Source organism: Veillonella atypica, from assembly GCF_041431435.1.
GTDB classification, from domain to species: domain Bacteria; phylum Bacillota; class Negativicutes; order Veillonellales; family Veillonellaceae; genus Veillonella; species Veillonella atypica.
In genome coordinates this window covers 32,079-50,584 of the sequence record NZ_JAPVXV010000008.1, presented here as the reverse complement: position 1 = coordinate 50,584, position 18,506 = coordinate 32,079, and the positions used below count along the sequence as shown (strand labels likewise).

The following is an 18,506-nucleotide window of genomic DNA, read 5'->3' as shown; positions in this document are numbered from 1 at the left end:
CAATAAGCGGAAATGTGCAACAAATATATATATATACCTTCTATGTGGTTTTCAGAGTACAAACTCTGACAGATTCAGTGGCGATAGCTACGAGGGTCCACCTGTTCCCATCTCGAACACAGTAGTTAAGCTCGTAAACGCCGAAAGTACTTGGCTGGAGACGGCCTGGGAGGATAGGAAGTCGCTGATTAAGCTAAAAGGCACACCTTAGGGTGTGTCTTTTTTTGTTGTATGGCTTCCTATCCTCCTAGTCCGTCTTTACTATTCTAATAGCCCACCCTTGATATATTGAAAAAATTAGATATAATAGCATTAAGATATATGAGCAACTATTATAAATCCTGTTCGATTAAGAGGTGATAGAATGAATCCTGTAAGAACAATTGAAAGAATTATTAAAGCTCCTGATATTCATTGGGTAGGCAATGGATTTAGAGCACGTCAGTACTTCCCTGATGGCGATGAGTCACCTATGCTTGATCGTATGTCTCCATTTTTGTTACTCGACTATAACGAGCCATATTATTTTGAGGCTAGTCCTTTTGATACAGGTGTCACTCCACATCCCCATAAAGGCTTTGAAACGGTAACATTTTCTTTTTCCGGCTCCATTGGGCATAAAGATGCAGCTGGTAATAGTGGTGTTATTCACTCTGGTGATGTGCAATGGATGACTGCAGCTAGTGGTGTTTTGCACAAAGAATTTCATGAAAAAGAATATGCAAAGCGGGGACGTTTGTTCCATGCTTTACAATTATGGATAAATCTACCTGAACGTCATAAAAACGATACACCTGCATATCAATATATACCTGCTACCACAATGGGGCGGTATGAATCTCTTGATGAAACAATCGATGCTATCGTTTACACCGGTGCTTTCAGACATATAACAGGTCCTGCTAAATCCCATACACCGATGAATATTTACAAATTAAAACTTCAACCTAATTCATGGATCTCTATTTCTGAGAATATGACTTGGAATACAGGCTTCCTTGTGATTAATGGTACAGGTAGTGCCAATGGTAAAAGCATAGAATCTGGAGACTTTGTACTTTTCAACAATGATGGAGAGCGCTTTGAGGTAGAGTCTGGTGATGAAGGTCTTGAAATCTTCGTTCTCGCTGGAGAACCACTCAATGAACCTGTGGTAAAACAAGGGTCATTTGTTATGACAAATAAAACAGAGCTTATTCTCGCATATGGCGAATACAAAAATGGTAAATTCGGTCGTGAAGAAGATATTATGTAATACGTATATAAATCTTACTCCACAAGATTTGATATAGTATTACAATATAATGCAATATAAATACGATAGCCCCTATCATACTAATTATGATAGGGGCTATTATTATATAAAACTTATTTTCACTCTCTTATTTAATGCGAAAGCGATTTTGCTAAGTGTATCAATACTTGTATTATAACCACGTTCTATTCTAGCAATGGTAGACTGTGGGACACCAGAACGTTCTGCTAATTCACGTTGGCTTAGCCCTGCATTCTCACGTGCTCTTAATAGTGCAATTGCATTTTCTAATTTAGCATCTTCTTTTAAAAAGCCATTTTCAAAAGAAGGATTTTTCCGTTGCTCTGCTAAAAATTCATCAAATTTTATTGTTGGCATATTGCTCCTCCTCATATTCCTTTTTAATAACTTTAGCTCGCTGTATTTCTCGACTTGGTGTTTTCTGAGTTTTCTTTGTAAAACCATTAGGTCTTGTATAAAACTCAAACTTCGGCTTTTCCATTAATCACCCTTCTTTCTTTATGATAGCATATATTGGTTTAAACCGATAGCATATATTAGTTCAACTATAACTCTTTTCTTTTACATTTTGTAGCGCAATAATTTAATGAGCATAAGGGCACAAACTCTAGCGATATATATTCTATATTCACCGTATTCATAATTTTTATCAATTTGGTGTGATATAATATGCATAATATTATGTATGTTACCTAAGGAGGGTTTATGTCTAAGAAGATTGCAGTTCTTGTGAACGAAGACACGATGCAACGTTGTTCTTGCGGTGGTTGTCTTAAGGCATATATGAATAAAGTGGATTCTTTTGAGCGCTATGCAGATGAGGATACTGAGCTAGTTGGTTTTACCCATAGCGGTGGCGATTTGGAGAAGAAATTGGCTTCTTTCAAGAAAAATGGCGTTACTACTATTCATCTTTCAACGTGTACGCGTGGTAAGAATGACAATTATGAAAGCATAGCTCGCCAATGCGCAGCAGCTGGGTTTGATGTTGTTGGGTACACTCATGGTGGTGCTGTATCTAAAGATGGTAAGGTAGCCATTGAGCTTGTTGGTGAATCAAATAATTAGGAATCTATTGTTTAAGATGATAAGGTGGCCATTGAACTCGCCGATGAATCGAATTATTAGAAATCTTTGTGTTCCTATGGCGCATTTATGTTGTGAGATAATGAGAGAATAGCACACGTTTATTTTGAGAGATAACTAGAGAATAGAACGAGTTTATTTTGAGAGACAATGAGAGGATCAAATATGAATAAGAAAATTAAATCTTTGGTACTAGCCGCCGTGATGGGGCTTTCATTAACAACAGTTGCCGTAGTACCCGCAACGGTAGAGGCTGCTTCTGCAGGGGCTGCAGAAACGTTAATTGGTGGTGCAGTGGCGTATGCATATGTATCCACGGCTTTCAATAAAATGGATAATTCTAAGGAAGGCCAAGAACAAAGCTTAGCTCGTGCAAAGAAACAAACTGGCTATTTAGAGGATAGTGCGGCGCAAGCACGGGTGCAACGTATCATGAAGACCTTAGAGGCTTCGCCTAGCGTCAAGCGTTCGTATGTGGTGTACGCAAATCCTAGTGATGATTTCAATGCGTTCGCTACGGTTGGTCGCGTGATGTCTGTTAACAAGGGCGCTTTGGATTTATTAGATGATGATGAACTCGCTTATGTTATGGCTCATGAAATTTCTCATGGCGAGCATAAGGACATTGTCAATGGTCTCAAGAAGCAAGTAGGTTTATCTACAGCGGTGAGCCTTGCTGCTGGCGGTGGCGGTAATGCGGCTATTTTGTCCAATATTGCTGGTAATTACATGGAGAACCAAGTATTCACGATGGGCCAAGAAAAGGCAGCTGACGAATTGGGCTTTAAGATCTTGAGCGAGTCTCCATATAATGTGGGGGCTGCTGCTGCATCTATGGCGGTGCTTCGTAATAAATACGGTGATTTGTATCGCGAAGGCTTGAACCAAGTGTTCAGTCCTAACAATCACCCTAAGACGAGCAGCCGTGTAAAGGACAATATTGATCGCATGTATACGTATTCTGGCAATCACGTTACGGTCGATAATGGCGCGGTATTCGTGAATGGCGTGAATATCTATAGCCCTGCCAATAGCGGTCGTTATACGGGCGAAGAACGAGCTTATTTCATGGCTGGTAAATTGGCGCGCTTGTATCATAATGGTCAAATTCAGCTAGGTGGTGCATCTTATGATGGACCTACTGTGACCGTGGCAGGTCGTTCTATTGTCACAACTCCTAATGCTGATGTGGCCCTTATGGTAGCTACCAATTTGAATAATTCCTTTGTGAAAGCCGCAGGCCCTGCGAAAGGCAAACAAGCAGCAAAACCTAATAAGAAAAAAGCTAGTAAGAAATAATTAAACAAGATCTCATTTAAATAAGAATATAATACGATGGTGACATACTTTTGGTTGTAGTTTACTAAAGAAATCGTATGACTCGTAAGTGATATATGGAGAGAGACCGCTTATGAAGATAAAATGGATTGTACTACCATATATAGTCATGGGCATTTGTATTGCCATAGGTTTAGTTATTGGGATGGCGCCAGAGTTGTTAGGCGATGTTATACCGAGGCATGGCGTGATAGGTCGGATGTTAACGGCTGCGAATCACCGAAAGATTCAAGATAGTCAACATACAGAGATGGTCGTGCCGGATTATGTGCGCCGCGTCGTTACCTTGGGAACCGGAACGGTGGACTTGGTTGGTGCTGCTGGTGAGCCCTATGTTGTGGCCACCGATGGGTCTCCTTATGTCTCTAGTACAGAGATAAAGGGCCGTGCACAGACTACGGTGGAGTCTATAAAAGCCTATGAACCGGATGTGGTTATCGCACCGGAAACGACGCCGCCGGGATTAGTGGCATCGTTGCGTGCCGCCGGTATTCCTGTATTTATTTATACGCTGAAAGATAGTTTAAAGGATGTAACCCTTAATACGAAGCAAGTGGCTAAGCTATTTAACAGTACAAGTGCAGAATCTTCGATTAATAGTTCTGTTATGCATGTCAAAAAACAGGTGGAGTCTCATAAAAATGATGTGAAACCGGTGATTGTGTTATATAATCCGACGCATGGTTTGTATCGCTCTGGTGTACTTCGGGATATGATTGAAATGATTCATGGCATCGATGGTGCAGGAAACTTGAAAATCATAGAGCGTGGTAAGGATCCTAATGTTCTATCTGATGTTTGGGACTATCGGGCGAGCTATCCTACTTTCAACATGCAAGAAAACATGGGCACAAAAGCGGATTTGATTCGCATCAATCCTGATGTTATTTTTGTGCCTACCATATATTCGGTCAAACAACCTGAGTATAAGCAGGATATAGATGCCATTATGCATGATCCGGACTTGCAGAATATAACAGCTGTGAAAAAGGGCTATGTGTATCCTATTAATGACATGCACATCATGAGCTATTCGTCGTGGATGTATTATGAAATGGAACAGATGTCGAAATGGTTGTATGGCGATTGGTCGTATAAGAATTATGTAAAATACCAAAGTATGCCAGCTAATTAGCGATATAGGTCTTATATTGTTGCTGCTAGTTTACAGTGTATTGCATGATGAGATGTTTTTGAAAGCATAGGAGGAGAGCTTATGCAATTACGTCGTTTGATGATTGTTTTGGCTATTTGTATTGTGGGGCTGGTGGTAGCAGCTTTTGGTATGTACCGTTCTTGGCAAAACTTTACAAGTGGGGGCCTATTCGGCATATTAAGCTCTCACGGGCACTATATGATGGTGGATGGAACCAGCACAACGGTTACATTAGATCATAAGGCAGAGCGTATCGTCGCCGTAGGGCCTAATGTGGCGGATTTGGTGAGCGAACTGGCCGGTGATTCCGTAGTGGCTACTACCGCAGCACCGTATCAAGTGACTAATACCGTTAAGCAACGGGTGGCGCCTGATGTGAATGCTATTGTGGCGTTAAAGCCGGATATTGTTATCATTGAAGATGGCGCTGAATCCATAGAACTCGTTAGTCCATTGCGAGAAAAGGGCGTTAAGGTAGCATTATTAAGAGAGCCTGCGACTGTGAAGGACGTAGAGGACCAGACGCGCAATGTAGGTAAATTACTAGGCCGTGAAAGCAAGGCGGACAGCCTCATAGCGACGATGATGAACTACATCCGCGATACAGAATCGCTTCGTTTTGCGCACCGCGACGATCCAAAGCAGACCGTTGCTGTGTATAATGAAAACGGATTATATGGTAAACCGAAAACCTTGATCGCCGATATGCTCACCTATGTGGGCGTAGATAATGCAGCTGCTAAGAGCGGAGTGAAACAATCTAACTTTGGTACAAAGGCAGACCTTATCAAGGCCGACCCTGATATTATCATTGTACCGATGGACATACATGCACCGGATTATAATCGCGATGCAATCTATGCCAATTACTATAATGACCCTGTATTGGCGAATTTGAAAGCTATTAAAAACAAAAAGGTAGCCATCGTGTCTACGGATGCTCTATTGGCCAAGAGTTACCATATTGGACGAGGTATTTATACAATAGCTCAAGTGGTGTATGCAAGATAGTGTATTGATAGGCAAGATATTGTTTATGTATCATTATTTCGTAGCGAGAGGATGCACATACATAAGTTTTATTATGATGATATAACGGTGTCATAGGATAGTTTAAACGAATGGTTATGCAGGTATGAATAATATTCATAAAATTGTATAGAATTAATAAATATGTACTTGATAGAGGTGTTATGTTCAGCCTCTTAGTATGCTAAGAATTTAGATAATATCTGTATAGGCAGTCTATAGAAAACATTTCTATAGACTGCTTTTTTTATATGTATTGAGAGCAGATAAATAATTTTTAGCATGAGAATTATTAGTGTTTTTATATAATAGACAAATGTATGTATTCAATAGAGAAATTAGTAATTATAAAAATACATAGAGTAAAATAGCATACCTATACAGGGTATAGGTTTATTGTGCTACGTATTTGTTTATGAAATAATAAAATAACTTAGTGTTAATCGTAATATAACGATTAATACAGATTGCATTTGTGTTTTATACGCAGTAGAGTACAAATTTATAATTATAAGTTTGAGGAGGTTATTATGGAGTATGCAATTCATCTTTTTAATGCGGGTGGCGTAGTCATGTATCCGCTAGTTTTATTTATGTTGGCAGCATGTACGATTTTATTTGAGCGAATTCGTATGTATCGTCGCATTGACAGTGAAATTCAACAATTGTCGTCTAGCATTGAAGCAGGTCGTAATGCGAATGATTGGATTGCATTAGAACAAGCGATTAAGAATAATGATGATGCACTTAGTCAATTTGTAACACCGATTGTAGATTCCGTATATAACTTTGAAGGCTTGGAAAACCGCCTTCATGATGTAGTAGGGTATATGGATGAACGTTTAAAACGCGGTCTTAACTGGCTCAGCATGATGGTTACTATGGCTCCATTACTAGGTCTATTGGGTACTGTAGTCGGTATGATTCGCTCATTCGCTGCTGTTGGTGGCGATATCGGTGCTCCTACCGTTATTACTGGTGGTGTATCCGAAGCGTTGATTGCAACGGCAACTGGGCTTTCAGTAGCCATCGTAGCATTAGCTATCCACAGCTGGTGCACAAGTAAAGTAAATTATGATATTGCAAAATTGGAACAACGTTTAGGTTCTATCTTGGATTTATATATTAGGAGTCAACGATGAAACGTAGTTCAGTAGGGATACAAAAAGAACCTACCATCATGATTATACCTATGATCGATATTGTATTTTTCTTGCTCGTATTTTTCATGATGAGTACGTTATATATGAATACAGAGGAACAAATTCCGCTCAATTTGCCAAACGCCTCTGCATCAACGGCAAAAACGATTGAGCCGATTACGATTTCGCTCACAGCTACTCATAAGATGTATTTGAACGAACGTGAAATTAGACCTGATGATTTGGGCAATGAAATTCAAGGCATCGTTGCGAAGGAACCACAACAGGCTTTTATCGTCCGTGCATCTGAAAATATTGCGTATAAGGATGTTATTAGCATTTTGGATAATCTAAAGATGAGTGGTGCTCGATTTGTCAGCGTAGCGACAGAACGGAAGTGATCATATGGTGAGTAAACGATATGGCATTCCTTTTATCGCTGCATTGGTGGTCAATTTAGCATACTGGGGTGTTGTAGGCGATTGGTTCGGCCATTTAAAACCACCAGAAACGCCAAAGAAAGATTTGGTCATCAATCTTGACATGGTGCAACCGGAACCTCCTGAGCAGGAGAAGAAACAGCAAGAGAAAATTATCGCTGATGATAAAGAAAATGCTGCGGGCGGTAAGTCGGGTAGTGTATTACCGGATTTATCGGGAAAACCGACACCAGGCTTGCAAAATCTTAACCCTTATCTAGGTGGCAATGAAACGGCTAGTGTAAATCTACATGGGAATACAGATAATCCTGTAGGTGTTCCCGGCGATGGTGATACAACAGACCCGGGTGGTGGCCCCGTTGGCAATGGTGGAATAGCAAATGACGGCCCTGGTACACAGGGCGGCAATCCTGGGACTAGTGATACGGAAGGTTCAGGGTCCTATAGCAGTGCTGGTTATATTGCACGTGTAGAAAGTAATAAAGTTATGCCACAACAAGCGGTACGACGTGGTATTACAGGGACTGTTTCTTTTGATGTTACCTTTGATAGTGATGGTAATTTTGTATCTGCTTCAAAGACGGGCAGTAGTGGTTCAAGTATTCTAGATGATGCGGCATATAGCCTTGTTTCTAGTTCTGGTGGTATTGAGAACACCACTGGACATTCTGTAACGATTGAGGTGAATGTTAGCTACAATCTGAATTAAGTAATATATGGCTAACATGTGTTAGCTCTCAAAATGTGTGAATGTATAATGGGTCAATAAATTGTAGCTATTAGTGTAGGCTACTGTTTATTAATATATGTATTTATTTGTGTGTATTTGGAGGCTTTATGAAAAAACGTCATCTTTTATCCACAGCAATTGCTGTCACATTAGCGCTAGGCACATATCAAGCGTATGCGTACGATGAAAATTTTAAAGGTTATGAGGTGCATAATATTAATGTTACTGCAGACTCTGCAAAGGATGAGTATGGTAATACCATTACAGAGCAATCCTATTATCGTACAGGCGGTGACGTAAAGGTTATTACCCGTGAGGAAATTGAAAAGCGTCATTACCGTGATGTAACAGAAGCGATTAAACGCGTACCAGGCGTTACATTCCAAAACCCTGGCTACCGTGGTGGCGAGTATGGATACCAATTCTATAACAATGGTGTGTCCATCAATGGTGATTCTCGAGTAGTAGTACTTGTCGATGGTCGTCGTATCGATAATATTACATCTGGCCGTTTGGGTGATAGCTCTGAAAGAGGGTCTAAGTCTACAGGCGTTAATATTGATGAAGTAACGAATATGGATGCCATTGATAAAATTGAGGTTGTCAAAGGCCCTGGTGCTTCTCAATATGGATCTGATGCGACAGGCGGTGTTATTAATATCATTACACGCCGTGGTAAAGGCGATTTCAATGGCTCTGTTGATTTAGCAACAGGCAGCTGGAATAAACACAGCTACAACTTAACAGTTCAAGGGACAGCTGGTAAAAATGCTTCTACTGGTTATTTTGTGACAGCTACGCGCACTATGTCTCAAGACACAAAATATAAAGACGGTGATACTGGTGAAGTAGCTACGCTTACTGGTTCTAAGTGGAAAGAAGAAGGCTTTAATGCTCGAATTGACCATGATTTTAATAAGAAGCAAAATTTGCAGTTCTCTGTAAACTATAAAAAAGGTTATGATGGATATCCTATTTCTACACCAAGCCGTAAATATTGGAACCAAGAAGATTGGCGTCGCATTATCTTTAATGCTGCTGTAGGTCAAGTTGATGCAAATCATCAATTAATAGCAAGTGCCCCTAAGCTATATGGAGACTCTAAAAATCCTGGATATCATAATCTATATGCTCTAGATGGTAATTATGGCTCCTATAGTAAGTTTAAAAACTTAGATACAGATTTGAAATATACCTTTGATCGCCAAGGTCAATTGGAAAGCTTTGTAAGATTGTATCGCTTAGATCATCGTTATGAAGGCCGCGATAAATACGCTTGGACGCGAGGTACAGCAGATGCTGCACGTGCCGCTTATGAAGCCGCCTTCCCAACAGGTACAACAGTTGAGCAATTTAATGCTTGGGTAGATGCTAATTTAGCTCCATTCCCAGATAATAAAGATGCACTCCGTCAATGGATTGCTGATACAGGTGGTATGGCTGGTAGCCCAACAAGTTGGTACAAAGAGATTAAGAATGGCGTAGAGGTTCAATGGACACGTCAATTAGATAAACACGATATCATTGCTAATATTGATTATAGCCGTTCTCAATTGAACACTAAGTCTTTGCGTAATGGGGTTCTAAAATCTTCTGATGTTCGTCGTAATACATTGTATGCATATTTGCAAGATAAGATTTACATTGGCAACAATGTAGAATTAACCCCAGCATTGCGCTATGTAAATTATGGTAGCTATCAAGGTTCTGGCAGTGGTGATTCCCAAGGTAAAGGTAGTATTAGCTCCTTAACACCTAGCTTACATGGTCAAATTAAATTTAATAAAAACACAAGCATGTATGCAGGTTGGACTCATATCATGAGACCATTAAAACAAGGTGATTATACATCTGTGGATGGTGTATTTAATACTCCATTGCAAGATGAAAAAGGTGATGCTTTCACATTCGGCGTACAACATAATTTTGGTAAAAATAATAATACCACAGTAGCTGTTCACTACGATTACACACATATGAAAAATGCTATTGCCACGCTGCCAATTTGGAATGCTACATCTGGTGACTTTGAAGAAACAGCAGTTAATGCGAAAGAAAATAAACAATCTTTCAATATTACTGTAGACCACAAATTAAACAAATATGTTACGATGAGTGCGTCCTATTCTCACATGAAGGACAAATGGCTATCTAAAGGTGGTTGGGTGCTTGATCCAAACTGGGGTTATAACAATAGTGATGATATCAACGTGGCTATCAATAGCTTACGTCCGCAAAATCATTACTCTTTGAATGTATCCTATGATAATAAAAAGCTCTACTCCGGATTGTTATTTAACTGGTACACCGGCAATAGTGATTATGCATTTACTCATAGACAATTCCTCATCGTTGACTGGAATCTAAATTATAATGTAACGAAGGATTTAACGGCGTACATCGTTGTTAATAACGTACTTAACCGCGCTTATGAAACTAGTTATAGTGCTTATAATGGTCGTGGTAGTGCGGCTATGCCAGCGCGTTCCTTTATGATTGGGGCGAAATATAAATTCTAATGATTAGATTTAGCGTATTAATACTATGTCTATTATTGTGCGTAGGCTGTGGCCCTCAGCAGGTAACTGTTGAACGGGGGCAGTCTACGCCTCCTCATATCGAATTGCAGCCGCCAGTGACAATTGAGTCCTATGTTCGTCGTGGAGAGCCTTTTGAAAGTACGTACACAGCGGTACCTGAGCGTGTTGTGGCGATGTGGCAGAATTCGATTGAAACCATCATTGCTCTTGGCGAAGGCGATAGAATTGTTGCGGGTATGGGAATACCAAATCGCAAGTATGTGCGTCCAGAATATCGCGAAGCGTATGATAAAATTCCGTACAAGGATATGCAATATTTTAACTTGGAATCTGTATTGATGATGAAACCAGATTTGCTCGTAGGCTGGCGCTCAACCTTTACGAATAAAGGATTGCGTCCTCCTGCATTTTGGAAACCGCGAAATGCTAATGTATATATTGCAGAATCCTCACTAGGTGCACAGTCTGCGCTAACTATGGATATGGAATATAAGTATATACGCGATTTGGGGCGTATTTTTCATCGTAATGTAGAGGCAGAACGACTCATCAGTGACATGCAACAATCGGTAAACTATACGGTTGCACAAACAGCGCATGAAAAACCGCCAAAGGCTTTGTTTGTTGAGTTGGAAGGTAAAAATTTCCGTTTATATGGTCATAAAACTTTAGCTGGTAATATTGGGGATACACTTCATGCAGATGTTATTGATACGGATACACCGTCCATTAGTATGGAGGATGTAGTAGAACAAAACCCAGATGTTATTTTCTTAATCGTATCGGATGGTGAATATAGTCAGGCGGATACGATTATGAACTATGTATTACAGCAACCTGCCTTGCAAGGGGTTAATGCGTTGCGCAACAAACGAGTTTATTTCTTGCCATTGCTGGCTGTATATAGTCCAGGTATTCGCTTATCCGATGGTATCGACATCGTATCACATGGGTTATACCCTAACCTCTATCCAGAAGGGGTACCAGATTTAATTCATTAATAAAGGAGCAGTATGCTAAAACGTATTGGATATACTGCTGGCGGATTTGTCCTCATAGGGGTGCTAGCAGTAGCCATTCTATGGGGACTTTCTGTTGGTACAGTACAGTTTTCACTTTCTCAAATTTTTAATATTGTAATGAATCAATTTTCAAGTCCATTAGCTATTGATGATCCTATGAATGGCCCAGAACAGACCATTATATGGCTACTTAGAATGCCTCGCTTGTTGATGGCTGCCATTATCGGAGCAGGCCTAGCCGTATCTGGGGTTATCATGCAAGCTATCGTCAAGAACCCCCTAGCGGACCCTTATATTTTGGGGATTTCCTCAGGTGCATCCCTCGGTGCTACGGTAGCCATTTTATTTGGCATAGGCGTGATGTTTGGGGAAAACTTCGTGGGCGTTATGGCCTTTATCGGGGCCATGGCGATTTCCTTTGGCGTATTGTTTATCTCTAATCTAGGGGGCCGACCAAATTCAGTGAAATTGATTTTAGGGGGCTTAGCATTAAGTGCCGTGTGTAGTTCCTTCTCTAGCTTTGTGGTCTATTTGGCAGACGACAAGGAAGGCATCCAAACGATTACGTATTGGTTGATGGGGAGTTTTGCAGGTGCTAAATGGGATATGTTGCCTTTTATTGCCGTTGTTGTTCTTGTAAGCATTATTTTCTTCTGGTCTCAAAGCCGAATCCTCAACATGATGCTTCTCGGTGATGAAGTAGCCATAACATTAGGTCGTGATTTACATACCTATCGCCAAGTCTATTTGATTATTAGCTCTCTTATCATCGGCTTTGTGGTGTACGCGGCAGGGATGATAGGCTTTGTAGGTCTTTTGATTCCTCATCTTGTGCGCATGACAATTGGTACTAATCACTGGACATTAATTCCATTTAGTGCACTATGTGGTAGTATTTTCCTCGTTATCGCTGATGGCCTTTGTCGCTGCATCATTCCTCATGCAGAGTTACCAATCGGTATTCTCATTTCTCTCATCGGTGCACCAACCTTTGTGTATATGTTAGTGCGTAAGAATTATGGATTTGGAGGGGAATAATGAATATTCAAACAAATGATATCCAAGTCGCCTTTGGCTCAAAAGCTATTCTTCACGACATTTCACTAGATATACGAGACAAGGAGTTTGTGGGGATTATAGGCCCTAATGGCAGTGGTAAAAGTACATTTTTAAAATGCTTATACCGCGTGTTACAACCTAATGGTGGCAAGATTTTCTTTGACGGCACAGAACTGAGTGATTTGAGTCATCGTGATACGGCCTTAAAAATGGCCGTAGTAGCGCAGCATAGTACGGTGAACTTTGATTTCTCTGTTCTTGAGATGGTCCTCATGGGCCGTTCCCCTTATAAGGGCTTGCTCGACCGAGATCAAATTGACGACTATGAAATCGCACGTCATGCGTTGGCCCAAGTAGGTCTTAGTGATTTTGAAAGTCGCAATTTTAATACATTGTCGGGTGGTGAGCAGCAACGTGTTATCTTGGCTCGTGCGCTTGCTCAACGTACAGAATGTTTAGTGTTAGATGAACCTACGAACCACTTAGATATTAAGTATCAGCTTGAATTGATGACTATTGTCAAACGATTAGATGCGACAGTTGTGTCTGCCATTCATGATTTAAATTTGGCAGCTATTTATTGTGACCGCATTATTGCATTAAAAGATGGTCATATTGTATGTAGTGGCACACCTCAAGACGTTTTGTCGTCAGACACTATACGCCATATTTACGGTGTATCTGCCATGGTTCAGACCTTACCGGATGGACGATTGAACATTATATATAATATGGAATAATATACATATAGGGGGTATGGGTTATTGCATACCTCCTATATGTATGTAACAATTAAAAGGACTTGCAGTTATATAGTTAGTGGTTAGATAGAGGTATAGGATGATGAAAAAAGTTAATAAACGTGTGTATATAGCTACATTGATGACATTGCTTAGTATAGCCGTTAATGGTTATGCAGCGAATGTAACAACGAATAACAATGAAGAAGATATTACCATCAATGTTACCGCTAATCGCACAGCCCTCCTAGATTTGGACACACCTGTAGCGATGAATGTAATTACACCTGAGGATTTAAAAAATACTGGTGCTACCACTGCTTTTGATGCGGTGGCGACCGTACCAGGGGTAACAATAAATTCTTATGGTGCTGGCGGTGCCGATTTTGGTGGCATGGATAGCCGTACGAATATTCGAGGCCTTGACCGTGGTGCCCTTGTTCTTGTAAATGGCGTGCCTATGAACCTCAATGGCAAAGGTGGACTCGGCTCTATTCCTACGAGTGCCATAAAACGTATCGAAGTAGTGAAAGGAGCTGCTTCTACATTGTATGGTGCAGAGGCATTAGGTGGTGTTATTAACGTTATTACCAAGACTCCATCTACAGAGGGTGGCTCTGCTACAGTTGCTGTAGGTAATCGTGGGTCTAAACGTTTTGATGTGTCTTATGGTACAGATAAATTCATCGTTGGTATTGATAGAAAATATTGGGGTACACAGGACCCATCCACACCGATTCGCTACGACGACTATGCAGGTACTAAAGGATATAACTACTATAGTACTCGCAATAAGGGCAATTCCTTAGGTCTATTTATGAGTGGTAAGCTTTCAGATAAGGTAACATTGAATTTTAATCGTGCTGAAAGTAAATCGTCCTTTGGTCTAATCAGTACGGAAACAAATCCGGTTAATCAAGCAAGACATTCTACGACGTATCATTATAAGGATGATCGCAATAATGCTTCCTTAATTTATAAGGACAAGGGTACTACAGGAACCTTGTTCTATAATGACCGTACGATGCGTGGTACGAGTCGTGTGCATAATACGTCACAAATTAAGGCAACAGAAACGAGCTATCAAGCACGTCAATATGGATTTGATGTACAGCATGAATGGGATTTCAGAGGCGGTAAGGATTATTTGATAGCCGGTGTTACAGGTAAGCAAGAAACCTACCATGCAACGGCTGTACCTGTGTATATCCATCCGAAACGCAATAGTTATGCCGTGTATGGTAGCTATTCTTATGAAATCAATCCTAAATGGACGTCCATTTTAGGATTGCGTTATACCGTAATCGATGATCCAATTAAAGATCAGCATGTATTGACTCCTCAATTCCAATTATTGCACTCCATCAATAAACAATCCTCTATGTATGTGAACGTAGGGAAGGCTTTCACAATGCCTAGTTTGAGCGATACATTCCGCAGCGTTAGACGCCAGTATACAGCGGTAAGCAGTAAAAACCTCAAACCAGAAGAAGGGTGGAACTATGAAATCGGATACAAGCGCATCAACAAAAAGGATGATTGGAAGGTTGACGTATTCTATATGGATTTCAAAAACTTCTTCCAATGGCAACCGGATGCGAATGGGCGACCTTTGGTGCGCGTAAATGGCGGGAAATTCCGCAACGTGGGCATCGAAGCCGAATATGGTAGACGTTTATCCGACCGCCTCAAATGGAACGTGAGCGGATCTTACTCTAATCCAAGACAAAAGGAAATGAATGAAAATTATTGGAAACAAGCGGCCCCTAAATTGCAATTCACTACAGGCATTCGCTATGAAAGCCCAACGTGGGAAGCAGGCACATCCTTTAGCTTTGTTACAAAACGGTTGCGCAATCGAGATGGTGGCTTAAACCCTAATATTGCCCTTTGGAACGCTTATGTGGGCTATCATTTCAATAAGGATGCAACACTTCGTCTAGATGCTCGTAACTTGTTAGACCGTCATAACGTTATCACTAATGGGAATTATGAATACTGGGATGAGCCATTCAACTATCAGCTTAGCTACACTCAAAAATTCTAGATTACTATAAGTCTGTATTAGAACTATACAAGGAGTATCATCATGAACAAGAGCATTGTGTATCTTATATGTTTGATGGTACTCCTTTTTGTAGGTGTAACCGGATGTGGTCCGCAAGATGAAACGCGGACCTTGCCATATACCCGTTATGTTGAAAGTTATGATGGGGCACGCGTACCAGTACCTGATCATCCGAAACGTATTTTAGCATTATCCTCTGCGTCGGATACGATTTTATTAGGCCTTGTAGAACCAGATTGCTTGGTAGGTATTAATACATTATCTACCTATGAAGAGTATTCTTTAGAGGCGAAGCGTGCTAAGCTGGTTAAACCTGCTATGAGTTCTTATCCATTAGAAAAAATCATTGTCTTGGAGCCAGATCTTGTCATCGCACCTGATTATACGAGCGCAGACGTCATTGCAGGTTTACGCCACATGGGTATACCTACTGTTGTAGTGCCAACCGGTACTACGGTAGAATCTGTCATTAAGAATGTGACGGACATAGCTCATATTGTAGGGGAAGATGAAAAGGGGCAATTTTACGAGCAGAAAATCCGTCGTGAACTAGAAACGATGAAACGGCTTGGTACATCTATTCCGTTGAATCAACGCAAAAGCGTACTCTTCGTATCATCCATGGATGGGTACACCGGAACAGGCAGTCTGTTTGATGATATGTGCAAGTATATGAGCATCTACAATGCACCTGATCTTCTTGGTTTACCGCCACGGACTCCTTTTGGAGATGAGCGTGTATTGGCTATGGATCCAGATTATATTTTTATTCCATCCTATAAAGGTATGGATAAGAATTTAGCTAGTCGGTATCTTGATAATCCAGCCTTTCAAAACCTGCCTGCTATAAAAGAACATCGCGTTAAGCCTTTACCGGCTGCGTACTTATATACTATGAATCAGCATATTGGTGAAGCTATGCTTGCTATTATGCATACTGTGTATCCTCAGTTAGAAAGGAATCCTCATGACTAAACAGAAACAAAAAATCATGGCAATTGCCATAATTGGGGGATTGCTATGTATTGTAAGCCTATTGGCGCTACATGTAGGAACGATTATGATTCCTATCGGTGGTGGCATACAAAGTATTTTAAATGGTATGGGGATACCGGTTCATTTTACAGCTCCGATTACAGCTGAACAGGAGGCGGTATTGTGGTTTATCCGTATGCCACGTCTCATCATTGGTCTCCTTGTAGGTGGTGCATTAGCCTTGGCTGGTGCCGTTATGCAAGGCGTTTTCTCCAACCCATTAGCGGATCCTGGCATTATGGGTGTATCCGCAGGGGCATCCCTTGGCGCAGTGATCGCCATTGCTCTTGGCGTAACATCTCTCGGCATGTTTTACATGCCCGCCTTTGCCTTTGTAGGGGCCTTTGTATCTGTTGGGATTACTATTATTTTAACCTTGCGCAATAATAAGCTCGATACGACGACCTTATTGCTCGCTGGTGTAGCTGTGAGCATGTTACTTGGTGCTTTTACATCGGGCATTTTGACGATGATTAACGAATACCGGTTGCGTGAATTCTTATTCTGGATGGTCGGTGGCCTTGATTTCCGTCGTTGGGATCATGTGGCACTAGCTGTAGGGCCTATCGTGACAGGCAGCGTTATTTTGATGATGCTCGGTCGTCATCTTAATGTACTCGTTCTCGGTGACACAGAGGCACGTGCATTGGGCTTACCTGTTATGGTGTACCGTATGCTATTCTTATTCCTTGCATCCGTTGTTACAGCTACTGCTGTATGTGTCAGTGGTTCTATTGGCTTTGTAGGCCTTGTGGTTCCTCACATTGTCCGCCTCTTAGTAGGACCGGATCATCGCATATTACTGCCTATGGCAGCTGTTGGAGGGGCATTATTTCTCGTATTCTGTGATACATTGGGCCGAGTTATAGCACAACCTATAGAAATTCGGGTTGGTATCATGACAGCTCTCTTAGGGGCACCATATTTCTTATATTTACTACATCGTTTGCGCAGCAAAGGAGGGGCCTAATGAAACTAGATGTTCAATCCTTATCTGTCACATTAGGGGAAACAGCTATTCTAAAGGATGCGTCCTTCTCTATTGATAGCGGTGAATTTGTCGGCATTATTGGACCTAATGGTTCTGGCAAAACGACGTTGTTAAAAACCTTGCGTGGACTCTATCCTGCATCTGGTGGTCAGGTTTTATGGGATGGTAAAAGCATCGCCTCCATGAGCGATAAGGATATCGCTCATCATGTGGCATATATGCAGCAATCCGTTAATGTGTCCTTTGATTATGAAGCCATCGATATCGTGATGACAGCGCGTTACCCTTATTTGAAATGGTGGCAACAAGAGGGCCCCGGAGATAAAGCTATCGTAGAAAAGGCTATGAAAGAGGTGGGCGTATATCACCTGAGACATCGCTCCGTACAAAACCTTAGCGGTGGTGAGCGACAGCGGGTATTTTTAGCCAAGGCACTGGCACAACAAACAGAGGTGCTATTACTAGATGAACCGACGGCTGCTCTTGATTTGGTGTACGCTGATGATATCTTTCACGAAGGTCGTAGATTATGTGACGAAGGCAAAACGATTCTAATCGTCGTTCATGATTTAGAATTGGCTGCCAAATATTGTACTAAGCTCGTCTTGGTTAGCGATGGTCATATAGTCGATGTAGGAACGCCTCGTGAAGTGTTGACTGCAGAGAATCTACGAAACGCATTCCATCTATCGGCAGCGGTCTACGATGATCCATACTTTAAACAACAACGTATCTTTGTATTCCCTAAGGGAACTACAAATATTGATGATTTTAAACAAACAGGTGGTAGTACAGACATGTCTATCGATCCTGCGTTGAAATAAAATTTTTTATCATGAGTTGAGATAAGATGT

18 protein-coding genes and 1 rRNA gene are annotated in these 18,506 nt (G+C 41.0%); 17 read left to right on the top strand and 2 right to left on the bottom strand.

What is annotated here, in order from left to right; all coding sequences use genetic code 11:
- Positions 1-73: 73 nt before the first annotated feature.
- Together rrf and O3598_RS09155 are read left to right on the top strand one after the other, a co-directional pair.
- Positions 74-190: ribosomal RNA gene (gene rrf / locus O3598_RS09160) — 5S ribosomal RNA — on the top strand.
- 174 nt (positions 191-364) lie between these two features.
- On the top strand, positions 365-1,255 hold the full coding sequence (locus O3598_RS09155) for a pirin family protein (RefSeq protein ID WP_371452476.1): 891 nt from the start codon (positions 365-367) through the stop codon (positions 1,253-1,255).
- A gap of 102 nt (positions 1,256-1,357) precedes the next feature.
- Here the strand turns inward: O3598_RS09155 and O3598_RS09150 are convergent, their stop codons facing one another.
- Together O3598_RS09150 and O3598_RS09145 are read right to left on the bottom strand one after the other, a co-directional pair.
- Positions 1,358-1,633, bottom strand: a complete 276-nt coding sequence (locus tag O3598_RS09150) for a helix-turn-helix domain-containing protein (protein WP_038125254.1) — start codon at positions 1,631-1,633, stop codon at positions 1,358-1,360.
- Complete coding sequence (locus tag O3598_RS09145) at positions 1,614-1,757, bottom strand: type II toxin-antitoxin system RelE/ParE family toxin (RefSeq protein ID WP_005380085.1); 144 nt, start codon at positions 1,755-1,757, stop codon at positions 1,614-1,616. The genes O3598_RS09150 and O3598_RS09145 overlap by 20 nt, the downstream gene beginning before the upstream one ends.
- Before the next feature lie 224 nt (positions 1,758-1,981).
- On the opposite strand from O3598_RS09145, the gene O3598_RS09140 reads away from it, so the two are divergent.
- From O3598_RS09140 to O3598_RS09070, 15 genes are all read left to right on the top strand, one after another.
- Positions 1,982-2,344, top strand: a complete 363-nt coding sequence (locus O3598_RS09140) for a CGGC domain-containing protein (RefSeq protein ID WP_005376431.1) — start codon at positions 1,982-1,984, stop codon at positions 2,342-2,344.
- Between the two features lie 183 nt (positions 2,345-2,527).
- Positions 2,528-3,661 carry a M48 family metallopeptidase gene (locus O3598_RS09135; protein ID WP_227068934.1) on the top strand — a complete coding sequence of 378 codons (1,134 nt, stop codon included), beginning with the start codon at positions 2,528-2,530 and terminating at the stop codon, positions 3,659-3,661.
- 112 nt (positions 3,662-3,773) lie between these two features.
- A complete protein-coding gene (locus O3598_RS09130) occupies positions 3,774-4,835 on the top strand; it encodes an ABC transporter substrate-binding protein (RefSeq protein ID WP_371452474.1) in 1,062 nt (353 codons plus the stop codon).
- A gap of 81 nt (positions 4,836-4,916) precedes the next feature.
- Positions 4,917-5,867, top strand: a complete 951-nt coding sequence (locus O3598_RS09125; RefSeq protein WP_371452472.1) for an ABC transporter substrate-binding protein — start codon at positions 4,917-4,919, stop codon at positions 5,865-5,867.
- Positions 5,868-6,415: 548 nt separating this feature from the next.
- On the top strand, positions 6,416-7,027 hold the full coding sequence (locus O3598_RS09120; protein ID WP_005376405.1) for a MotA/TolQ/ExbB proton channel family protein: 612 nt from the start codon (positions 6,416-6,418) through the stop codon (positions 7,025-7,027).
- Positions 7,024-7,428, top strand: coding sequence for an ExbD/TolR family protein (locus O3598_RS09115; protein ID WP_371452470.1), 405 nt, complete (start codon positions 7,024-7,026; stop codon positions 7,426-7,428). The genes O3598_RS09120 and O3598_RS09115 overlap by 4 nt, the downstream gene beginning before the upstream one ends.
- Positions 7,429-7,432: 4 nt before the next feature.
- Complete coding sequence (locus O3598_RS09110) at positions 7,433-8,176, top strand: TonB family protein (RefSeq protein WP_371452469.1); 744 nt, start codon at positions 7,433-7,435, stop codon at positions 8,174-8,176.
- Between the two features lie 128 nt (positions 8,177-8,304).
- Positions 8,305-10,716 carry a TonB-dependent receptor plug domain-containing protein gene (locus tag O3598_RS09105; RefSeq protein ID WP_038125257.1) on the top strand — a complete coding sequence of 804 codons (2,412 nt, stop codon included), beginning with the start codon at positions 8,305-8,307 and terminating at the stop codon, positions 10,714-10,716.
- A complete protein-coding gene (locus O3598_RS09100) occupies positions 10,716-11,738 on the top strand; it encodes an ABC transporter substrate-binding protein (protein WP_038125258.1) in 1,023 nt (340 codons plus the stop codon). Before O3598_RS09105 ends, O3598_RS09100 begins: the two co-directional genes overlap by 1 nt.
- A gap of 12 nt (positions 11,739-11,750) precedes the next feature.
- Complete coding sequence (locus O3598_RS09095; RefSeq protein WP_005380070.1) at positions 11,751-12,797, top strand: FecCD family ABC transporter permease; 1,047 nt, start codon at positions 11,751-11,753, stop codon at positions 12,795-12,797.
- Positions 12,797-13,558, top strand: coding sequence for an ABC transporter ATP-binding protein (locus O3598_RS09090; protein WP_005380044.1), 762 nt, complete (start codon positions 12,797-12,799; stop codon positions 13,556-13,558). Before O3598_RS09095 ends, O3598_RS09090 begins: the two co-directional genes overlap by 1 nt.
- 100 nt (positions 13,559-13,658) lie before the next feature.
- On the top strand, positions 13,659-15,605 hold the full coding sequence (locus O3598_RS09085) for a TonB-dependent receptor plug domain-containing protein (RefSeq protein WP_371452466.1): 1,947 nt from the start codon (positions 13,659-13,661) through the stop codon (positions 15,603-15,605).
- Positions 15,606-15,647: 42 nt separating this feature from the next.
- Positions 15,648-16,601: an ABC transporter substrate-binding protein gene (locus O3598_RS09080; RefSeq protein ID WP_371452465.1), complete on the top strand. Its 954-nt coding sequence runs from the start codon at positions 15,648-15,650 to the stop codon at positions 16,599-16,601.
- Positions 16,594-17,631 (top strand): FecCD family ABC transporter permease, encoded by a 1,038-nt coding sequence (locus O3598_RS09075; RefSeq protein ID WP_005380104.1) that lies wholly within the window; start codon positions 16,594-16,596, stop codon positions 17,629-17,631. The genes O3598_RS09080 and O3598_RS09075 overlap by 8 nt, the downstream gene beginning before the upstream one ends.
- A complete protein-coding gene (locus tag O3598_RS09070; RefSeq protein WP_371452463.1) occupies positions 17,631-18,476 on the top strand; it encodes an ABC transporter ATP-binding protein in 846 nt (281 codons plus the stop codon). The genes O3598_RS09075 and O3598_RS09070 overlap by 1 nt, the downstream gene beginning before the upstream one ends.
- Positions 18,477-18,506: the final 30 nt, after the last annotated feature.